This is a genomic window from Pseudomonas sp. P4_B3 (genome assembly GCF_056402295.1).
In genome coordinates, this window is sequence record NZ_JBFUHR010000031.1 from 18,573 (window position 1) to 36,742 (window position 18,170).

The following is an 18,170-nucleotide window of genomic DNA, read 5'->3' on the forward strand; positions in this document are numbered from 1 at the left end:
GGTGCGATGCAAGTCGCACCGGGTTCTTTTTTGCCTGCGTTTTTTCAGGTGGACCGCGTTAGCGTTCTTCGTCGGATCGCCGCCCGGAGCAAGTCGGATCGCGAAGGGGCCCGACGAGTCACCCAAATGCTGCAGAATCAACCATGGTTGATTGGCCCCATCGCGGGTTGCGCAAAAGACCTTCCGCAAAATTCTCAAAGGCTTGAATTTTGTATACAAAATTCGCACACACATAAAGCAATCTACCCGATGCAATGTTACCGTTGCCACCTCACTCAGGTCGGAGACGTGCGCGTGTTGATCCTTAAACTGCTGGTGATTCCAGGCTTCCTGCTGCTGATTTCCCTGGCTGGCAAACGCTGGGGGCCGAGCGTGGCCGGTTGGTTGTCGGGGTTGCCGGTGGTGGTCGGGCCGATTCTGTTGTTCCTCGCCCTTGAACAAGGCGAGGCGTTCGCTGCGCAATCAGCCACGGCTGCGCTGTCGGCCATGTTCGCGATGATTGCGTTTTGCGTGACCTACGCCCAGATTGCACAACGGGCCGGGTGGCCGCCGGCGTTGCTGATCTCGCTGTCGGTCTGGGCGCTGGTGGCGATTGCCCTGTCGCTGATCCCGGCATCCCTGGTGTTTTCGGTGTGCGCCGCCGCCACCGCGCTGCTCGCCGCGCCGTACCTGTTCCCCACCGTGCAACCGGTGCTCAGCGGCCCGGCGCCGAAATCCGACAAGCTCTTGCTGCGCATGGTGGCCGGTGCATTGCTCACGCTGGTCGTGACACTGTTGGCCAGCACCGTCGGCGACCGCTGGAGCGGCCTGCTGGCGGTGTTCCCGGTATTGGGTAGCGTGATGGCGGTGTTCTCCCAGCAAACCCGTGGCCCGGCCTTTACCGCCGCGTTGCTGCGCGCCACCGCCACCGGCATGTACTCGTTCGCCGCCTTCTGCCTGGTGTTGGCGCTGGCCCTGCCGACGATGGGAATGAACGCTTTTGTGCTGGGCATCACGGTATCGGTGGCCATGCTGGGCGTGACCAAACGCCTGCTGGCGCGGCCGGCCGGCCCGACGACGGACACTGGAGGAGCAGCCATCAAACGCTAAGCTGCATCCTGTCATCGGGCCAGGATAATGCCCGCCCCAGTGCGCTGAAGGAACCGTACACCTGCCGGCCAAACCGGAACGTTTGGCCGGAACCAAAGCACGCGGCCTGTGTGGCAAGCCACCTCAGCATAGGTGGGTGGTCGGCCAAAAGAGAGTGACCGCTGGGTAGAGCGCGCTGGAATGCACCACAACCTCCATGGGATGATCGCGCCCCACCGCGCCGCCCATCCCCGGAGATCCCGATGTCATTGTTGAGTAAAAAAGCCCTTGTCCTGCTGCTGGCAGCCGCTACCGGCCTTGGGGCTTTGAATGCGCAGGCCGCCAAGGCCACTTCCAGCGATGCGCCAGCCCAGAAAGTCTCGATGCTCGGCAGCAAGTTCACCTTCAACCTGCCCAAGGGTTTCATCGCCAACCCGCTGCCGGCCAGCCCGGAGGGTGCGAGCGGCACCCTGTACAGCAACGAAACCACCAAGACCGTAGTGATCGCCGCTGAAAACACCCTGCCCAACGGTGTCAGCGTCAAGGATAACGACGGCAGGTTCCTCGACGGCACCGTGGCCGATTTCGATGCGGCGCAACACAAATCCCTGCCTGACTACAACAAGCTCAGCGAGAAAGCCCTGACCCAGAAAACCGGGTTGGGCCTGCGCCAGGTCGACGGCACTGCAACGCAGGGCGGTGGCATGACCCTCACCACCACGCTGATGGCCGCATCCGGCACTCGCATGGCGGTGATCCAGGTGATTTCCCGCCCAGGTGACATGGCGGCCCACGAAACCCTGGTCAAACAGATCGTCAGCGGAAAATAAGGCTCAGGGGTTGAGACGCTGCAACCAGGCGCTCAAATCCTGTATCTCGTCGGCGCTGATGTTATGACCGACACCGGGGTAGCCGTGGAACTCGGGTTCGAGTGACACGCTCTGCAACAGGCTGTTGGCTTCGGTGCCGTCGCTGTAGGGAAGGCGTTTGTCCTGCTCGCCATGACCGATGAAGATCGCCAGCGACTGGCGTTTTTCATCCGGTACAAGCTCGGACTTGAGCACCGGCAGAATTCGTCCGCTCAACGCTGCGATCCCACCGAGCGCCTCGGGATGCCGCAGACCCACTTCGTAGGACATGATCGCGCCCTGGCTGAACCCCACCAGGAACACCTTCTCGGGTTCGGTGTGATATTTCTTCGCGGCCTGTGCGACGAAGTCCAGCAGTAACTGGCCGCTGGACTTCAGATCATCGGTCTCGCCGTTGTAAGCCCCTTCGCCCTTCTTGCGGAACCACTGATAGCTGCCCGCCTCCATCACCAAAGGTGCCCGTACCGACAGGTAGGTGTAAGACGCAGGCAAGTCATCCTTGATATCGAACAGGTCCTGCTCGTTACTGCCGTAACCGTGGAGGAAAATCACCAGGGGTTGATGGTTCGAATCGGCGTTGGCCTGTTCCAGGTATTTGAGCGGCAAGTCGGTTTGCAGCGGGGTTTGGGCGTGGACGACAGTGGATGCCAGGAGCGTAAGCAGCGCGAGAATCTTCAACATGGGTCTTCCTTCACGGAATGCAGGATTCGGGGAAGAGCCTAACACTGGTCAGTAGGCAGGAACATCTCGGGCGTGGCGGATGCCGCCTTCGCGGGCAAGCCCGCTCCCACAGGGATCATCCAAACCCTGTGGGAGCGGGCTTGCTCCGGGCGGCGTTCCGACGAAGAGGCCAGTACAGACAAAGAAAATTTCCGGCTCAGTCGTTGATTAACTTGCCCACCCGAATCGCCTCGCGCCCCGCCACTTTCGCCTGCCAGGTCCCCGGCTGGGTATAACGCCCACGGTCGATGGCAAACAGCACGCCGCTGGTACCAGCCTGCACGGTGGTGACCTTGTCGTTCAACGGGTCGACCACCTCGAACAGCGCATCGCCCTTTTCCACCCACTCCCCGGCCTCACGCAGGAAGCTGACCACGCCGTGATGCGGGGCGAACAGGTATTGGGTGCCTTCGAATGGCATGCCTTCACAGCAGTCGGCCGGTGCCGCCGGCCAGGTGCCGGAGATGAAACCCTGCTCGGCGAGGAACCCGAGAATGGCCTCGCAATTGGCCTGGGCCTGATCGACGCGGGTGTCTCCCATGCTGCCCAGCTCCAGCGTGGTCGCCAGGTTGGCCGGTGGAATCGCCGCCGTCGGGAACGCCCTGGCCAGGCGCAACCATGGCGAAGAACAGGATTCATCGAACGAACTGCCGCCGGAGTCTTCACACAACAGCGCCACGCCGGCCTTCAGGCGCGCCGCCAGAGATTGCCATTGCGGCCAGTGCTGCGGCAACGCGTAGATGTGGATCGCGGCGTCAAAGTCGCAATGCAGGTCGAGGGTGATGTCGGCGTCGCAGGCATGGCGCAGCAACAGACGGTGCATCGCCTCCAGCTGCGATGTCGCGGCCGGCAAACCGTCAAGGACCTGGCCCATGGCCTGGCGAATCAGCGCGATGTTGGCCTGGGCATCGCTGCCGAGACGATCACCGATCAACGCGGCCACCGGCGCACTGAGTTCGACGAACGAGCGGTTGAAGTTCTTGCCGCTGCCCAGCTCGAAGCGCCCCATGTGGCTGCCTTGCAGGTGCTGATCGAGGCCAATGGGATTGGCCACCGGCACCAGTTCGATCACACCGTTCAATTGTCCCTGTTGTTCAAGTTCGGTCAGGCGTTTCTTCAACTCCCAGGCCGTGCGCATGCCCGGCAATTCGTCGGCGTGCAGGCTGGCCTGGATGTACACCTTGCGCGTCCCCGCGCCATAACGAAACACGCTGAGGGTGCGCTCGGTGCCCAGGTGGCTCCAGGGAAGTTTATGGTCGATGCGTTGCATGGGAAACTCCTACAGAACCTGTAGGAGCAAACTTGCCAGCGAAGGCGTCGGCACAGTCAACAATAGTGTGACGGTCAGATCGCTTTCGCTGGCAAGCCAGCTCCTACAGTTGGGATATGTGTCAGGCAGGATAAATCAGGAACACAAAAAAAATGGCAACCGCGCCAACGGTTGCCACTTTTTCAACCCGCTCGCTTACTCGCCGTAAACGTCAAACTTGAAGTACTTGTCCTGCACTTGCTTGTACTTGCCGTTGGCGCGGATTTCGGTGATGGCGGTGTTGAACTTGTCCGCCAGTTCCTTATCACCCTTGCGCACGGCAATGCCGGCGCCGCCACCGAAGTATTTCGGATCGTTGTACTCAGGGCCGACGAAGGCAAAACCTTTACCGGCATCGGTTTTCAGGAAACCGTCGTCCAGGTTGACCGAGTCGGCCAGCAACGCGTCAATGCGGCCGGAGACCATGTCCAGGTTGGCTTCCTGCTGGGAGCCGTAACGCACCAGGACAATCCCCGCCGGTTGCAATACTTCAGTGGCGAAGCGGTCGTGGGTACTGGCGCGCAGGACACCGACTTTCTTGCCCTTGAGCTCGGTCAGCGGGTCCTTGACGTCACTGCCTTCCTTCATCACGAAGCGCGCAGGGGTGTGGTAGTACTTGATGGTGAAATCGACGTTCTTCTTGCGGTCGTCAGTGATGGTCATGGACGACAGGATGGCGTCGATTTTCTTGACCTTCAGCGCAGGGATCAGGCCGTCGAACTCTTGCTCAACCCAGGTGCACTTGACTTTCATCTGCTCGCACAGCGCGTCGCCGATGTCCACGTCGAAACCGGTGAGTTTGCCATCAGGGGTTTTCATCGAGAATGGCGGGTAGCCGGCTTCGATGCCGATGCGGATCGGCTTGGCGTCATCAGCCACGGCGGTCAGGGACAACATCGACAGTGCCAGGGCACCGAACATCACTAGCTTCTTCATTTATAACTCCTGTGTGCGGAGGCTTTTATTGGCAGCTTCGATTGGCAGCGTTCGGTTATCGCTTTGTGAGCGGGAACCGAAGTGGCCGGCAGTCTAGAGCGGTGACAGGAGGGCAAATTACGCTGAGGCGACAAATATTTACAGAAAAGTGGCGGCAGGATGGAGGTATTGAGGTGCTCGCGCCATGACGGGGCAAAGTCTGTCAGACAAGTCGCGTTTTCAGCACAAACCTGCAGCGTTTGCGGCTGCATCCGACGGAATGAGCCGACTGGCGATGCTGGATGTTTTACGGCACATTGAGTGCCCTTGCGTCCCATCGAGACTAGCGTAATGCCCACGTTGAACCTGATCCAGCACCACCCCGCCGAAGGTCCGGGTGCCATCGCCATCTGGGCCGAATCCCGAGGGCTGGCGCTGAACGTGTTTCGCGCCGACCTGGGCCAATTGCCGTCCGTCAGCGCCGACCCCGTGATCCTGTTGGGCGGGCCTTATGAATCCAATGCCGGTCCGGCCTGGCTGGAAGCCGAACGGCAATGGCTCAGAGGCAGTCTCGATCAGGACGCGGCTGTGTTCGCCATTTGCCTGGGGGCACAGTTGCTGGCGTTGAGCCTGGGCGGGAATGTACGGCGGATGGACCGGACCGAAACCGGATGGACCACCGTGAGCTTTATCGATGGTCAAACGCTGAAGGTGCTGGAGTGGCACGAAGACGCTATCGACCTGCCGCCTGCCGCGCAGCTATTGGCCAGCAGCGAGCACTGTGTGCAGCAGATGTACCGCGCCGGGCCGGCGCGGCTGGGGTTGCAGTTTCATCCGGAGTGGAACGCCGAGTCGGTGGCCATGCTCAATGCGCATTTTGGCGATGAGTCGCCGTTGCCACGGGGTTCGCAGGAGACTGAGGCTTACGCAGCGGTGGCCGCGTGGTTGGAAGCGACACTGGATGAGTGGTGGGCGGCCGGAAATCAATAAAAAAGATCAAAAGATCGCAGGCTGCGCCAGCTCCTACAGGCACCGCAATCCAATGTAGGAGCTGGCGCAACCTGCGATCTTTTTCGGTTACATCAACACTCGCAACCGACCACGCTGCTGGCTTGCCGCTGTACCCCGACACTCAACTCAAACCCTTCATCCAGCCACCCGGTCACGCCACCAATCATCTCCTTGACCGGATACCCCAGGGCCGCCAGTTTCACCGCCGCCTTGTTGGCGCCGTTGCAATGAGGCCCGGCGCAATAGACCACAAACAGGCTGTTTTTCGGATACCCGGCCAAACCTTCGGCGGTCAGCAAGCGACCGGGAAGGTTGATCGCTCCCGGCACATGCCCGCGTTCGAACGCCAGCGGGCCACGAACATCCACCAGAACGAAATCGACTGCACTGCCCTGCTGGCTGGCGTGGACGTCGGAACAATCGGTTTCGAAGGTCAGACGGTTGCTGAAATGCATCAGGGCGATGGCCGATGGGGCGGCGGGAATTTCGCGAACCAGGCTGGTCATGTTGTGTACTCCAAGGTATCGGTGGGTGCAGGAAGACTTTATCCGCCAGCCACTTGCGGCTAAAGTGGCGCATAAGACACTAACCGGGAGCTTTCCGCCAAATGCACCCCACCCCAGGAACGGTCGCGATTCTGGCCTACGACGGCCTCTGCACGTTCGAGTTCGGCATTGCCGTGGAGATCTTCGGCCTGCCACGACCTGAATTCGATTTTCCGTGGTACGAGCATCATATCGTCGCGGTCGATCAAGGCCCGATGCGTGCCATGGGCGGCATCCAGGTCCTGGCCGATGGCGGCATGGAAATGCTCGCCGACGCGCGGACCATCATCATTCCCGGCTGGCGCGACCGCAGCGCCGCAGTGCCTGTGGAGTTGATCGCCGCACTGCGCCAGGCCCATGCACGGGGGGCGCGGTTGCTGTCGATCTGCTCCGGTGTTTTCGTCCTCGCCGCCACCGGCTTGCTCGACGGGCGCGGCGCGACCACGCACTGGCGCTATACCTCAGAACTGGCCGAGCGGTTTCCCGGCATCCTGGTGGACCCGGACGTGTTGTATGTCGATTCCGGCCAATTGATCACCTCCGCCGGCAGCGCGGCAGGCATCGATGCCTGCCTGCATCTGGTGGCACGGGATTTCGGCACACAGGTGGCCAACTCCGTGGCCCGACGCCTGGTCACGTCGCCGCAACGCAGCGGTGGCCAGGCGCAATTCATTCCGACGCCGGTCAGTCCCACACCGCGCAGCGATCTTTCCCGCGTCATGCAGTGGGCACGTGAGCGTTTGCACGAGCCGCTGGAGGTGCGCGACCTGGCCAGCGAAGCCGCCATGAGCGAACGCACGTTCCTGCGCCGCTTCACCGAAGCCAGTGGCCAGTCACCAAAAACCTGGTTGCGGCACGAACGTCTGGGCCGCGCCCGCGAACTGCTGGAAAGCAGCGACCAGAACACCGAGCAGATAGCCGAACGTTGTGGTTATCGTTCGGTGGAAAGTTTCCGGGTGGCCTTTCGAACGGTGGTTGGCGTGCCGCCGTCGGTGTATCGGGAGCGGTTTGGGCGTGGGGGCAATGTTATTTCTTGAAGTGTTCTCAAGGGCCTCTTCGCGGGCAAGCCCGCTCCTACAGGGTCCGCGCAATCCTTGTGGGAGCGGGCTTGCTCCGGGCGGAGCTCCGACGAAGGCGTCAGACCGGGCAATTCAGTGCTCAAGGCTTGCGCAATAAATAGGTATCCATGATCCAGCCATTGGCCAGCCTTGCAGCCTTGCGCACTCGTTGGATTTCATCCGCCACATCCTTGAGCTTGCCGCTGATCAGGATTTGATCCGGCGTCCCCAGATAGGCCCCCCAGTAAATCTCGGTGTCCTGATCCACCACCTGACGGTAAGCATCCTGAGCATCGAGCATCACCACCAGGCTGTCGGCATCGCTCACCTGCCCTGCCGCCAGACGCCGGCCCGTGGTGATTTCAACCGAGCGGCCAATCTGGTTGAGCGGCACCTTGTGCTGTGCCGCCAACGCCTGGACGCTGGTAATGCCGGGGATCACCTCGAACTCGAACGCACAGGCGCCTGAGACCTGGATCGCCTGCAAGATGCGAATGGTGCTGTCGTACAGCGCCGGATCGCCCCACACCAGAAAACCACCACACTGGCCGTCGGACATTTCATCGTTGATCAGCCGTTCGAAGGTCTGCCGCCTGGCCAGGTTCAGGTCGTCGACACTGGTTTTGTAGTCCACTTCACCACGCTCGCGCTCCGGGTTGTGGGCTTCGACAAAACGGTAAGCGTGGTCGGTGATGTAGCGTGAACAGATTTCGCGGCGCAAATCGATGAGTTTGTTTTTGCTCTCGCCCTTGTCCATGAGAAAAAAAACGTCGACCTGATTCAGCGCCTTCACCGCTTGCATTGTGATGTAGTCGGGATTGCCAGCACCGATACCGATGACCAGGAGCTTTTTCATCACAGCAAGTCCTCGGGCCCGGTGCCCGGCAAGCGCAGCCGCCAGCGGCCATGGAATCTCAACTCGACCGCCGACAGGGGTTCGACGTCGATCAGGCCGGACGATACGCCTTGCAACACCTGCGTGAGTGCGGCGCGGATGACGAAGGGATGGGTAATGGCAACGATGTGCCCTGGCGTCGACTGCAACGTGGTCAACCACGCGCCCACGCGCTCGCCCAGTTGCACCAGCGACTCGCCACCGTGGGGTGCCGAAGCCGGGTCGCCCAGCCAATGCTGGAGCGCTTCGGAATCGTTTTTTTGCAGATCGCCGATGCGCTCACCGCCCCAGCGCCCGAAGTCGCAGTCCTTCATCGCGTCAACAATCTCCGATGCGCTGCCGAACAGTTCAGCGGTTTGCCGAGTGCGCAACTCCGGGCCGCAGACGAGGCGTGGAGCGCCCTTGAACTGATTGCCACGGGAAAGCCTGAGCGCTTGCCAATCCATCTCCAAAGGCTCGTCCAGAGGAAAACGCGCCAATTTCTGTGCGACGGTTCGAGCATGACAAATCAGGGTTAAACGGGTCGCCTGCACCAGCAATCACTCTAAAGATGGAAAGGAACGACGGCGTCAGGTGACCGCCATCGCGCAATTGTGCCGCAACAAAGCAGCCCTGGGTGGTGTTTAATTTTCCTGCCTGAAACGGATCCTTCAGTCATTTCCTGCCAGGTTTTCTGTTATGGCTGACCGCAACCAAGGCAATCACCTACAAGACTTTACGACATCGGCGTAGTCCCTTGGTACAGGCACTTCGCCCCTTTTTCGGGCACGGCCAGACCACGCGAAAATTCACTAGACAGGCAGGACGCGATAATTAAATACTCCTTTCAACGGACTGTTAAAACATGTTCCACACTCATCCAGCAGGAGCCCGGATGCCCTTTCTCGAATACCCGATCAACGCGCCTGGCCAGGCATCGCCTGCGGCCGAATCGCCCGTTTCTTGTTTAACCCGGTCCATTCCAAAAAACATCTGACAAGAAAAAGAGTGGCGCCTGACAACGTTCAGACGACCACCGATTGAATGTGTGGAAAAACCGACAGTGAAAGTCAGGTTCGGCTCAAACCGCCGAATCGTTTAATACAGGAGTGTCTCCATGCTGGTCTTGCGTCCAGTCGAGTCAGCCGACCTGCCCCAGTTGCAGAGGCTGGCTCGTGAAAGCCTCGTGGGCGTTACATCCCTGCCTGACGATAGCGAACGGTTGCGCGGAAAAATCCTCGATTCGTGTGCGTCGTTCGAAAAGGACGTTGATGTTCATGGCCCGGAAAACTATTTCTTTGTACTCGAAGACCTGACGACGCAGCACCTGGTCGGCTGCTCGGAAATCCTCGCCACGGCGGGGTTCAACGAGCCGTTCTACAGCCTGCGCAACCGGCACTTCACCAGTGCCTCGAGGGAACTGAACATCGAGCACGGCGTACCGGCCTTGTCGTTGTGTCACGATCTCAGTGGCCACACCTTGCTGCGGGGCTTCCATATCGATGCCGCGCGTGTGCGCAGCGCGCATTCCGAACTACTGTCGCGGGCGCGCCTGTTGTTCATCGCCACCCACGCCCGGCGTTTTTCCGAAACGGTGATCACCGAAATCGTCGGCTACAGCAGTGATGAAGGCCACTCGCCATTTTGGGATGCCGTGGGCAAGCATTTCTTCGACTTGCCCTACGTCGAGGCCGAACGGCTTTGCGGCCTGCAGAGCCGCACCTTTCTCGCCGAACTGATGCCGCAGTATCCGATTTACGTGCCCATGCTGCCCCAGGCAGCACAGGACTGTATCGGCAGCATCCACCCCGACGGCCAGGAAGCCTTCGATATCCTCGAGCGTGAAGGCTTCGAAACCAACAGCTACATCGATTTGTTCGATGGAGGCCCGACCCTGTATGCGCGCACGTCGGGCATTCGTTCCATCGCCCACAGCCAGTGCGCTATCACGCGGCCTGGATCGGTGATCGATGCCCGCGGCAGCTTTCTGGTGAGCAACGAGTCCTTGAAGGATTACCGGGCCATCGTCGCCGATCTTGATTACATCACCGGGCAACCCGTCACGCTGGACGCAGCCATGTGCAAGGCGCTGAAGGTGACCGAGGGCAGCCCGATCAGGCTGATCGCCCTGTGAATAGCCGCCCGCGACGTCACCGCCCGAGCACACACGAACAAGGAACAGCCGCATGATTGTCCGTCCGGTCCAGACCACCGATCTGCCCGCCCTGTTCACGCTGGTGCGTCAGGCCGTTCCGGGACTTACCAGCCTGCCGGCCGACGAAGAACGCCTGGCCCACCGGATCCGCTGGGCCCAACGCACTTTCGCCGGGCAGGTCGATCGGGCCGATGCCGATTATCTGTTCGTGCTCGAGGACGACGAGCAGCAAGTGGTGGGCGTCAGCGCCCTGACGGGTGGCGTCGGCCTGCGCGAACCCTGGTACAACTACCGGGTCGGACTGACGGTCAGTGCGGCACCGGACCTGGGTATCGAGCGCCAGATCCCGACCCTGTTCCTGAGCAATGAATTGACCGGGCAATCGGAAGTCTGCTCGCTGTACCTGCGCCCCGATCAGCGCCAGGGAAGCAACGGCCGTTTGCTTTCGCTCGGGCGTTTGTTGTTTGTGGCCGAGTTTACGCAGCTGTTCGGCAACCGGCTCATCGCCGAGTTACGCGGCAGTGCCGACGAACAAGGTGGCTCGCCGTTCTGGGACAGCCTCGGCCGGCACTTTTTCAAGATGGACTTCAGCCACACCGATCACTTGTCCGGGCTGGGCAACAAATCGTTCATCGCCGAATTGATGCCGCGCCAGCCGCTGTACACCTGCCTGCTGACCGAACAGGCCCAGGCGGTGATCGGCAAGGCCCACCCGAATACCGAGCCGGCCCTGAAAATCCTCAGCGCCGAAGGGTTTGCCCACAAGGGCTACATCGATATCTTCGACGGCGGACCGGTCCTTGAAGCCCCGGTTTCCGGGATCCGCACCGTGCGCGACAGCCAACCGCTGTCACTGGCCATCGGCTCGCCGGACGATAAAGCACCCCTCTGGCTGATCCACAACCGCCGCCTGGAAAGCTGCCGCATTACCTGCGCCCCGGCACGACAGGAGGGCAACAGCCTGGTGGTTGACCGCCTGACCGCCAAGCGCTTGCAACTGCAACCCGGCGACTCGGTGCGCGCCGTGCCGCTGCTTGACCAACGGCAACAAGCCGAGGCGGCGTGACTTATCAGCTCCATCGTTGCGACGTCAATCTGCCTGACCCGGCAAATTCGTCATCATTCTCCTCCTGTGCGCGTGATAGCCTTTTATTTCTTCGGCGTTGACACTTTTGCTCAAGCCCCTCCATTCCATTGGTGGAACTCATATGTCCAGGCTTTCCCATCAAGATTTGCGCCGCAATTTTCGCCAATTGTTCGCCTCCGACACCTGCTACCACACAGCCTCGGTTTTCGACCCGATGTCGGCCCGCATCGCCGCCGACCTGGGCTTCGAAGTCGGGATCCTTGGTGGTTCGGTCGCCTCGTTGCAAGTGCTGGGCGCCCCTGACTTTGCCCTGATCACCCTCAGCGAATTCGCTGAACAGGCCACCCGCATCGGCCGTGTCGCCCAGTTGCCGGTGATTGCTGACGCCGACCACGGCTACGGCAACGCGCTCAACGTCATGCGCACCATCGTCGAACTCGAACGGGCCGGCGTCGCCGCGCTGACCATCGAAGACACCCTGCTGCCTGCGCAGTTTGGCCGCAAATCCACCGACCTGATCACGGTCGCCGAAGGTGTCGGCAAGATCCGCGCGGCACTGGAAGCCCGCTGCGATAAGGAAATGGCGATCATCGCCCGCACCCATGCGGGGATTCTGCCGGTGCAGGAAATCATCAGCCGCACCCGGCAATACCAGCGCGCCGGGGCCGACGGTATCTGCATGGTGGGCGTAAAGGACTTCGACCATCTGGAGCAGATCGCCGAGCACCTGAGCGTGCCGCTGATGCTGGTGACCTACGGCAACCCGCTGCTACGCGATGACAAGCGCCTGGCCGAACTGGGTGTGCGCGTGACCATCGACGGCCATGGCGCTTACTTCGCCGCGATCAAGGCGACCTACGACAGCCTGCGCGAGCAACGCCAGATACTCACCCAGACGTCGGACCTGAACGCGACCGAACTAACGCACACCTACACCCAACCGGAGGAGTACATCCGCTACGCGGAAGAATTCATGAGCGTGAAGGAGTGACGCTTTAAACCGATACGCCGCCTTCGCGAGCAGGCTCGCTCCCACAAGTGATCGCGGGTGTACGCAAATGACGTGCTCACCGCAAATCCACTGTGGGAGCGAGCCTGCTCGCGATGAGGCCATCACAGCCAACATCCAGACCGCCTGACACGCCGCCATTGTCGGATCGCCGCCCGGAGCAAGCTCGCTCACACAGGTCTTGCTGTGGACAGTCACACCGAGTCGAGCAGTTCGCGATGGGGTTTGCCATTGCCGCAACAGATCACTCGATTACGCCCGCTGGTCTTGGCTTCGTATAGCGCATGGTCGGCGTCATTGAGCCAGAGCATCGCGTCGGCGTGGACCGGGTTGAATGACGCCAGGCCAATGCTCAGGCTGACTTTCAGCGCCGGGTTCTGCTCGTCCCCCAAGGTGGCGAATCGATCGCGCAGGGCCTCCATGACGGCGGCGGCGCGGTTCAGGGGCAGGTCCGGAAGGATCACGCAGAACTCGTCACCGCCGTAGCGCCCTGCGACATCGGTCGCTCGCAGGCTGTGCCTGAGCATTTTGCTCAACTGACGCAGGACGATGTCACCGGCAACATGGCCGTAGGTATCGTTGATGGCTTTGAAATGGTCGATATCGATCAGCGCAATCGCCCCGCCTTTTTGCTGACGTTTGCAACGCTGGAACTCGACCTCCAGCTGGTCCTTCCAGGTGCCATGGTTCAGCAAGCCCGTCAGGCTGTCGGTGCGGCTCAGTGCCAGCAGTTCACGTTTCTGACGGCCGAGGGTATGGGCCTGGCGGAAGCAGATCCAGCCCAGCGCCAACGGATACAGGCACAGCAATGGCAAACAGGCATAGAGCTGCACCGGGCTGGTGGCAGGAATGAACGCCGGGGCGAACATCTGCAAGCCAACACCGACGCCCAGCACTTGCGCGGCCGTCCCGGCCAGCAGGAAGCGCAGGCCGCCGATGGCCACGTTGTTCATGGCCATCATGGAAATGGTGGTCGCGCTGGGCAGTGGATTGAAATGCATCGCGGCAATCCAGAAACCGCCGAGAAAGGCATCGATCAGCAGATTGCGGTGTTCGGCGTGATAAGGCGTCCTGGCCCGGCGCGTCCATTGGTAAGCCAGGTGCGGCCAGACCAGGCCGTTGAACCACATGAATCCCCAGACCCAGGGCGCCGGATCGAGTGGATACATCGCCACACTCACGCACACCAATCCCAGGGCCAACCCGAGGATTCGCGATGTATAGAGCCTCCTGGCCAATGAAACCCCCTTTCCTCCCGATTTTGCCATAGGGCCCCTGTGCCACTCGACGGAATGCGAAAACAGCCTGTGCCTGTGTACTGGAGTCTATCAGGGTGAGATCAAATAGCCATCACCGACTGACAGGCTGAATATCGCGACATCACGCTCGTGTAAAAGCAAAAGCCTCGTCTCCAGAAACGGCTATACATGAAAGAAGGGTTGATCAATGACCATAAGAGGAGGCCCATGCAGACCTTTCAAGTATTGATCATCGGCAGCGGGTTTGGCGGCCAATGTGCTGCAATCAATCTGCTCAAGGCCGGCATCGACGATTTCCGCCTGCTGGAACGACGGGATTTCTTCGGCGGCACCTGGTGCCAGAACACCTATCCCGGCGCGGCAGTCGATGTGCCCTCGCCGCTTTACTCATTGTCTTTCGCCCCTTATCGCTGGACGCAAATGTTCGCCGGACAGGCCGAACTGCGCCGCTACACCCGCCATGTGGTGGAACACTTCGGCCTGCGGGACAAGGTAGAACTGAGCGCGAATGTCGAGCGCGTCGAATGGGACGACGCCAATAAACGCTGGACGCTGTACACCGCCGACAAAGGCACGTTTTGCGCGCAGTTCCTGATCAACGCGACCGGGCCGCTGAGTCAACCAGTGGTGCCGCACTTCGACGGACAGGAACGCTTTCAGGGCAAGACTTTTCACACCAACAACTGGGATCACGGCTACGACTACCGGCAAAAATCCGTGGCCATCGTCGGCAGCGGCGCCAGTGCGGCCCAGGTCATTCCGGCCATTGCCCCGGACGTCGGGCACTTGCATGTGTTCCAGCGCACGCCCCACTGGGTATTGCCCCGGGCTGATCGCAGGTTTGGCCGCTTCGAGCGCTGGCTGCTGGGGCTCAAACCCGCCTACAAGTTGCTGCGCTGGGGTATCTACTGGCAATTCGAAACCCGGGTGTTTGGCTTCAAGTATTCGAAGCCGGCGGTGCACATGGTCCAGCGCCAGGCCCTGCGTTTTCTCAAACACCAGGTGCCGGACACCGAACTGCGGCGCCAGCTGACGCCGGACTACACCATCGGCTGTAAACGGGTAATTCTGTCCAGCACGCTGTACCCGGCCCTGGCCCGTAGCAACGTGACGCTGCACAGCCGCGAACAAGGTATCGCGTCCATCGACGAAACCGGCATCGTTACCCTCGAGGGTCAACACATCGACGTGGACCTGATCGTCTGGTCCACCGGCTACGATGCCACCGACGGGGTGATTTGCTACCCGGTAACGGGCAAAAACGGCACATGTCTCAAGGAGGTCTGGGCGCAATACCCGCGGGCCTACCTTGGCACCGCCCTGCCCGACTTCCCCAACCTGTTCATCGTCACCGGGCCGAACACCGGTATTGGCCACACCTCGGCGCTGTTCATCATCGAATCCCAGATGAATTACATCCTCGATTGCATTCGCACCTTGAAGGATCAAGGTTTACGCAGCATCGAAGTTCGCCATGAGGCGGAACGTACCTACACTGAAATGATCCACCGGGAAATGGAACGCACCGTGTGGAAGTCCGGTGGTTGCCACAGTTGGTATCAAAGCAGGAGCGGTCATGTGATTGCCATGTTTCCGGGGTTCAGCTTCAGCTTTCATCGCTTGACCCGAGCGCTGAAACCCGCCGATCACATTTTGTCCTGAGCAGATACAAGGGAGACGCGTGATGCTTTTGTTGTTCGTCGTTCTCGCAGTGTTCGTCGCCTGGAGCTGGCTGACCTACCCGGCCATCGGCTACTGGCTCTATGACTTGAACATGGCGGCCGAGGCCAAGTTGTACCGGCTGCACAAAATCGTCGTGCCCATCCCCGAGATGACCGTCTCGACCTGGCAAGGCGGACCGTACGAGGCCACCAGCAATGTGCTGATGCTCCATGGCTTCAGCGCCGACAAGAACCTCTGGCTGCGTTTCGCCCGGCACTTTGTCGGCAGCCACCGGGTGATCATTCCGGACATCGCCGGCCATGGCGAAACCGGCTTCAAGGCCGGCGGCGGCTATGACATCCCGCTACAGGCCAAGCGCATGATCCAGCTGCTGGACGTGTGCGGGGTGGAGAAAGTCCATGTCATCGGCAATTCCATGGGCGGCTACATGGCCGCATGGCTCGCGGCCACGTACCCCGAGCGCATTGTGTCCGTGGCGCTGATCGACCCGGCGGGTGTCACCGCGCCCGAGCCCAGTGACCTCGAGCGGCATTTGGCCAAGGGCCACAACCCGTTTCTGATTCACTCGCGCGAAGAATTCCAGCGCTTCTACGCCATGACCATGGCTTCGCCACCCTGGGTACCGAAGCTGGTTCTCGATGCCGTCGCCCAGCGCTATGAACAGTCCCGCGAGGAGCTGGAAGAAATCTTCCGCGAAATGCGCGCCAGTCCGCCGATGGAACCGCATCTGCCCGACATCACCGCCCCGGCCCTGTTGTTGTGGGGGCGCAAGGACCGGCTGATCGATGTCAGCAGCGTGGCGGTCTGGAGCAAGGGCATCGCCGACCTGCGCGTGCATATCTGGGACGCCGTCGGGCACATGCCCATGGTGGAAGCCCCCACCGGTTCGGCGCGACTGTATCGGGAGTTTTTGGCATCGCTGCGCTCGGAGAGCCCACAGGATCAACGACTGCACTAGGGAGCGTTCTCAATTAGTGTCCCCTAGGCATGCAGTCCTTTGCAGAATGAAGTTCGTCAGAAACTTCGTTTGTCGGCGTCGCGCAAGGCTGCGATCTTTCGTCCATCCTTTACGTCACCGCGCCAGGAATCCTGTTCATGAACCACCCGAACTTCGTCAGCCCTGACCTGATCCGCCAACGCTTCTCCAAAGCGATGTCCGACATGTATCGCGAGGAAGTGCCGTTGTACGGCGCGTTGATGGAATTGGTGGAACAGACCAACCGCCGCGTGCTGGACAGCGATTCGCAAGTCGCACAACAGCTCACGAGCACCGGCGAAATCGAGCGCCTGGACCTGGAGCGTCATGGGGCGATCCGCGTCGGTACGGCCGCTGAACTGGCGACCCTCGCCCGCCTGTTCGCGGTGATGGGCATGCATCCGGTGGGTTACTACGACCTGACACCCGCCGGCGTGCCGGTGCACTCCACGGCTTTTCGCGCGGTGCATGAAGCGGCGTTGCAGGTCAGCCCGTTTCGGGTATTCACCTCGCTGTTGCGCCTGGAATTGATCGAAGACCTGGAGCAGCGAGCGTTCGCCCAGTCGATGCTCGACCAGCGCGCGATCTTCACCCCCACGGCCCTCTCCCTCATCGAACGTGCCGAATCCCGGGGTGGCCTGACCGAGCAGGAAGCCCTGGCGTTCGTCGAACAGGCCCTGGAAACGTTTCGCTGGCACCACAGCGCCACCGTCACTGCCGAGCAGTATCGACAACTCAGCGCCCAGCATCGTCTGATCGCCGATGTGGTGGCGTTCAAGGGCCCGCACATCAACCACCTGACACCACGGACCCTGGACATCGACATCGTCCAGGCGCAAATGCCGGCCCATGGCATCACCCCCAAGGCGGTGATCGAAGGCCCGCCCCGCCGCCAATGCCCGATCCTGTTGCGCCAGACCAGTTTCAAGGCCCTGGACGAGCCGATTGCCTTCACCGATCAAAACCAGGCTCGCGGCAGTCACAGCGCCCGTTTCGGCGAAATCGAACAGCGCGGTGCCGCACTCACGCCCAAAGGCCGGGCACTGTACGACCGCTTGCTCAATGCCGCGCGGGACGAACTCAAGGACTTCCCCAACGAAGCCAACGCCGAGCGTTACAACGCGCTCATGGCGCAGCACTTCAACGAATTCCCTGACACCTGGGAAGACATGCGCCAACAGGGCCTGGCTTACTTCCGCTACTTCGTCACGGAACAAGGCCTGGCGGCGGGTGACCTGACAAACGCCGCCCTGGAAGACCTGCTCGGCAGCGGTTGCCTGCGGGTTGAACCGCTGGTGTACGAAGACTTCCTGCCGGTCAGCGCGGCGGGGATTTTCCAGTCGAACCTTGGGGATGCGGCGCAGACCCGTTACGGCGTGCACTCCAACCAGCAAGCCTTCGAACAGGCTCTGGGGCGGCCGACGATCGATGAACTGGAGCTGTATGCCGACAGCCAGCGGCGTTCGATCGAGCAGTGTTTCGCGGCGTTGGCCGATGTTGTTCAAGTCAATAAAAAACATGACTGAACGATTTCTCACCGCTCAATAAAAAACGGGCGACCTGTTGGTCGCCCGTTTTTTATATATCCGAAACTTTCAATACAGCAAAAAAGTGTTCGCCCAGTGCACTGGC

Annotated in this window: 17 protein-coding genes; 10 read left to right on the top strand and 7 right to left on the bottom strand. The window is 60.9% G+C overall.

Annotated features, from left to right (window positions below; all coding sequences use genetic code 11):
* Positions 1-294: 294 nt before the first annotated feature.
* Both AC1DWG_RS27715 and AC1DWG_RS27720 read left to right on the top strand, forming a co-directional pair.
* The gene (locus tag AC1DWG_RS27715) at positions 295-1,089 is read left to right on the top strand and encodes a hypothetical protein (RefSeq protein WP_477788635.1); all 795 of its coding nucleotides are present in this window, start codon (positions 295-297) and stop codon (positions 1,087-1,089) included.
* Between the two features lie 242 nt (positions 1,090-1,331).
* Entirely contained in the window at positions 1,332-1,898 is a 567-nt protein-coding gene (locus AC1DWG_RS27720; RefSeq protein WP_477764668.1) for a DcrB/PsbP domain-containing protein, read from the top strand.
* A gap of 3 nt (positions 1,899-1,901) precedes the next feature.
* On the opposite strand, the gene AC1DWG_RS27725 is transcribed toward AC1DWG_RS27720, so the two are convergent.
* From AC1DWG_RS27725 to AC1DWG_RS27735, 3 genes are all read right to left on the bottom strand, one after another.
* Positions 1,902-2,618: an alpha/beta hydrolase gene (locus AC1DWG_RS27725; RefSeq protein WP_477756906.1), complete on the bottom strand. Its 717-nt coding sequence runs from the start codon at positions 2,616-2,618 to the stop codon at positions 1,902-1,904.
* Positions 2,619-2,814: 196 nt separating this feature from the next.
* A complete protein-coding gene (locus tag AC1DWG_RS27730; RefSeq protein WP_477764669.1) occupies positions 2,815-3,927 on the bottom strand; it encodes a succinylglutamate desuccinylase/aspartoacylase family protein in 1,113 nt (370 codons plus the stop codon).
* A 195-nt stretch (positions 3,928-4,122) separates the two neighbouring features.
* A complete protein-coding gene (locus AC1DWG_RS27735) occupies positions 4,123-4,902 on the bottom strand; it encodes an ABC transporter substrate-binding protein (RefSeq protein ID WP_477760334.1) in 780 nt (259 codons plus the stop codon).
* Between the two features lie 330 nt (positions 4,903-5,232).
* Here AC1DWG_RS27735 and AC1DWG_RS27740 point away from each other — a divergent pair, with 330 nt between their 5' ends.
* The gene (locus AC1DWG_RS27740; RefSeq protein ID WP_477764670.1) at positions 5,233-5,871 is read left to right on the top strand and encodes a type 1 glutamine amidotransferase; all 639 of its coding nucleotides are present in this window, start codon (positions 5,233-5,235) and stop codon (positions 5,869-5,871) included.
* Positions 5,872-5,963: 92 nt separating this feature from the next.
* On the opposite strand, the gene AC1DWG_RS27745 is transcribed toward AC1DWG_RS27740, so the two are convergent.
* Entirely contained in the window at positions 5,964-6,398 is a 435-nt protein-coding gene (locus AC1DWG_RS27745) for a rhodanese-like domain-containing protein (RefSeq protein WP_477764671.1), read from the bottom strand.
* Positions 6,399-6,499: 101 nt separating this feature from the next.
* Here AC1DWG_RS27745 and ftrA point away from each other — a divergent pair, with 101 nt between their 5' ends.
* The gene (ftrA, locus tag AC1DWG_RS27750; RefSeq protein ID WP_477788636.1) at positions 6,500-7,474 is read left to right on the top strand and encodes a transcriptional regulator FtrA; all 975 of its coding nucleotides are present in this window, start codon (positions 6,500-6,502) and stop codon (positions 7,472-7,474) included.
* A 121-nt stretch (positions 7,475-7,595) separates the two neighbouring features.
* Here ftrA and cobF read toward each other — a convergent pair whose 3' ends face one another.
* On the bottom strand, positions 7,596-8,351 hold the full coding sequence (gene cobF / locus AC1DWG_RS27755) for a precorrin-6A synthase (deacetylating) (protein WP_477788637.1): 756 nt from the start codon (positions 8,349-8,351) through the stop codon (positions 7,596-7,598).
* Positions 8,351-8,923 (bottom strand): histidine phosphatase family protein, encoded by a 573-nt coding sequence (locus AC1DWG_RS27760; RefSeq protein ID WP_477764674.1) that lies wholly within the window; start codon positions 8,921-8,923, stop codon positions 8,351-8,353. The genes cobF and AC1DWG_RS27760 overlap by 1 nt, the downstream gene beginning before the upstream one ends.
* Before the next feature lie 563 nt (positions 8,924-9,486).
* On the opposite strand from AC1DWG_RS27760, the gene AC1DWG_RS27765 reads away from it, so the two are divergent.
* From AC1DWG_RS27765 to AC1DWG_RS27775, 3 genes are all read left to right on the top strand, one after another.
* A complete protein-coding gene (locus tag AC1DWG_RS27765; RefSeq protein ID WP_477788638.1) occupies positions 9,487-10,503 on the top strand; it encodes an arginine N-succinyltransferase in 1,017 nt (338 codons plus the stop codon).
* A gap of 52 nt (positions 10,504-10,555) precedes the next feature.
* Complete coding sequence (gene astA, locus AC1DWG_RS27770) at positions 10,556-11,590, top strand: arginine N-succinyltransferase (RefSeq protein ID WP_477788639.1); 1,035 nt, start codon at positions 10,556-10,558, stop codon at positions 11,588-11,590.
* A gap of 142 nt (positions 11,591-11,732) precedes the next feature.
* Positions 11,733-12,602, top strand: a complete 870-nt coding sequence (locus tag AC1DWG_RS27775) for an isocitrate lyase/PEP mutase family protein (protein ID WP_477756347.1) — start codon at positions 11,733-11,735, stop codon at positions 12,600-12,602.
* Between the two features lie 212 nt (positions 12,603-12,814).
* Here the strand turns inward: AC1DWG_RS27775 and AC1DWG_RS27780 are convergent, their stop codons facing one another.
* A complete protein-coding gene (locus AC1DWG_RS27780) occupies positions 12,815-13,888 on the bottom strand; it encodes a diguanylate cyclase (protein WP_477788640.1) in 1,074 nt (357 codons plus the stop codon).
* 198 nt (positions 13,889-14,086) lie between these two features.
* Here AC1DWG_RS27780 and AC1DWG_RS27785 point away from each other — a divergent pair, with 198 nt between their 5' ends.
* From AC1DWG_RS27785 to hglS, 3 genes are all read left to right on the top strand, one after another.
* A complete protein-coding gene (locus AC1DWG_RS27785) occupies positions 14,087-15,541 on the top strand; it encodes a flavin-containing monooxygenase (protein ID WP_477760338.1) in 1,455 nt (484 codons plus the stop codon).
* A 22-nt stretch (positions 15,542-15,563) separates the two neighbouring features.
* The gene (locus AC1DWG_RS27790; RefSeq protein WP_477756766.1) at positions 15,564-16,520 is read left to right on the top strand and encodes an alpha/beta fold hydrolase; all 957 of its coding nucleotides are present in this window, start codon (positions 15,564-15,566) and stop codon (positions 16,518-16,520) included.
* A gap of 137 nt (positions 16,521-16,657) precedes the next feature.
* Positions 16,658-18,064 (top strand): 2-oxoadipate dioxygenase/decarboxylase HglS, encoded by a 1,407-nt coding sequence (gene hglS, locus AC1DWG_RS27795; protein WP_477788641.1) that lies wholly within the window; start codon positions 16,658-16,660, stop codon positions 18,062-18,064.
* Positions 18,065-18,170: the final 106 nt, after the last annotated feature.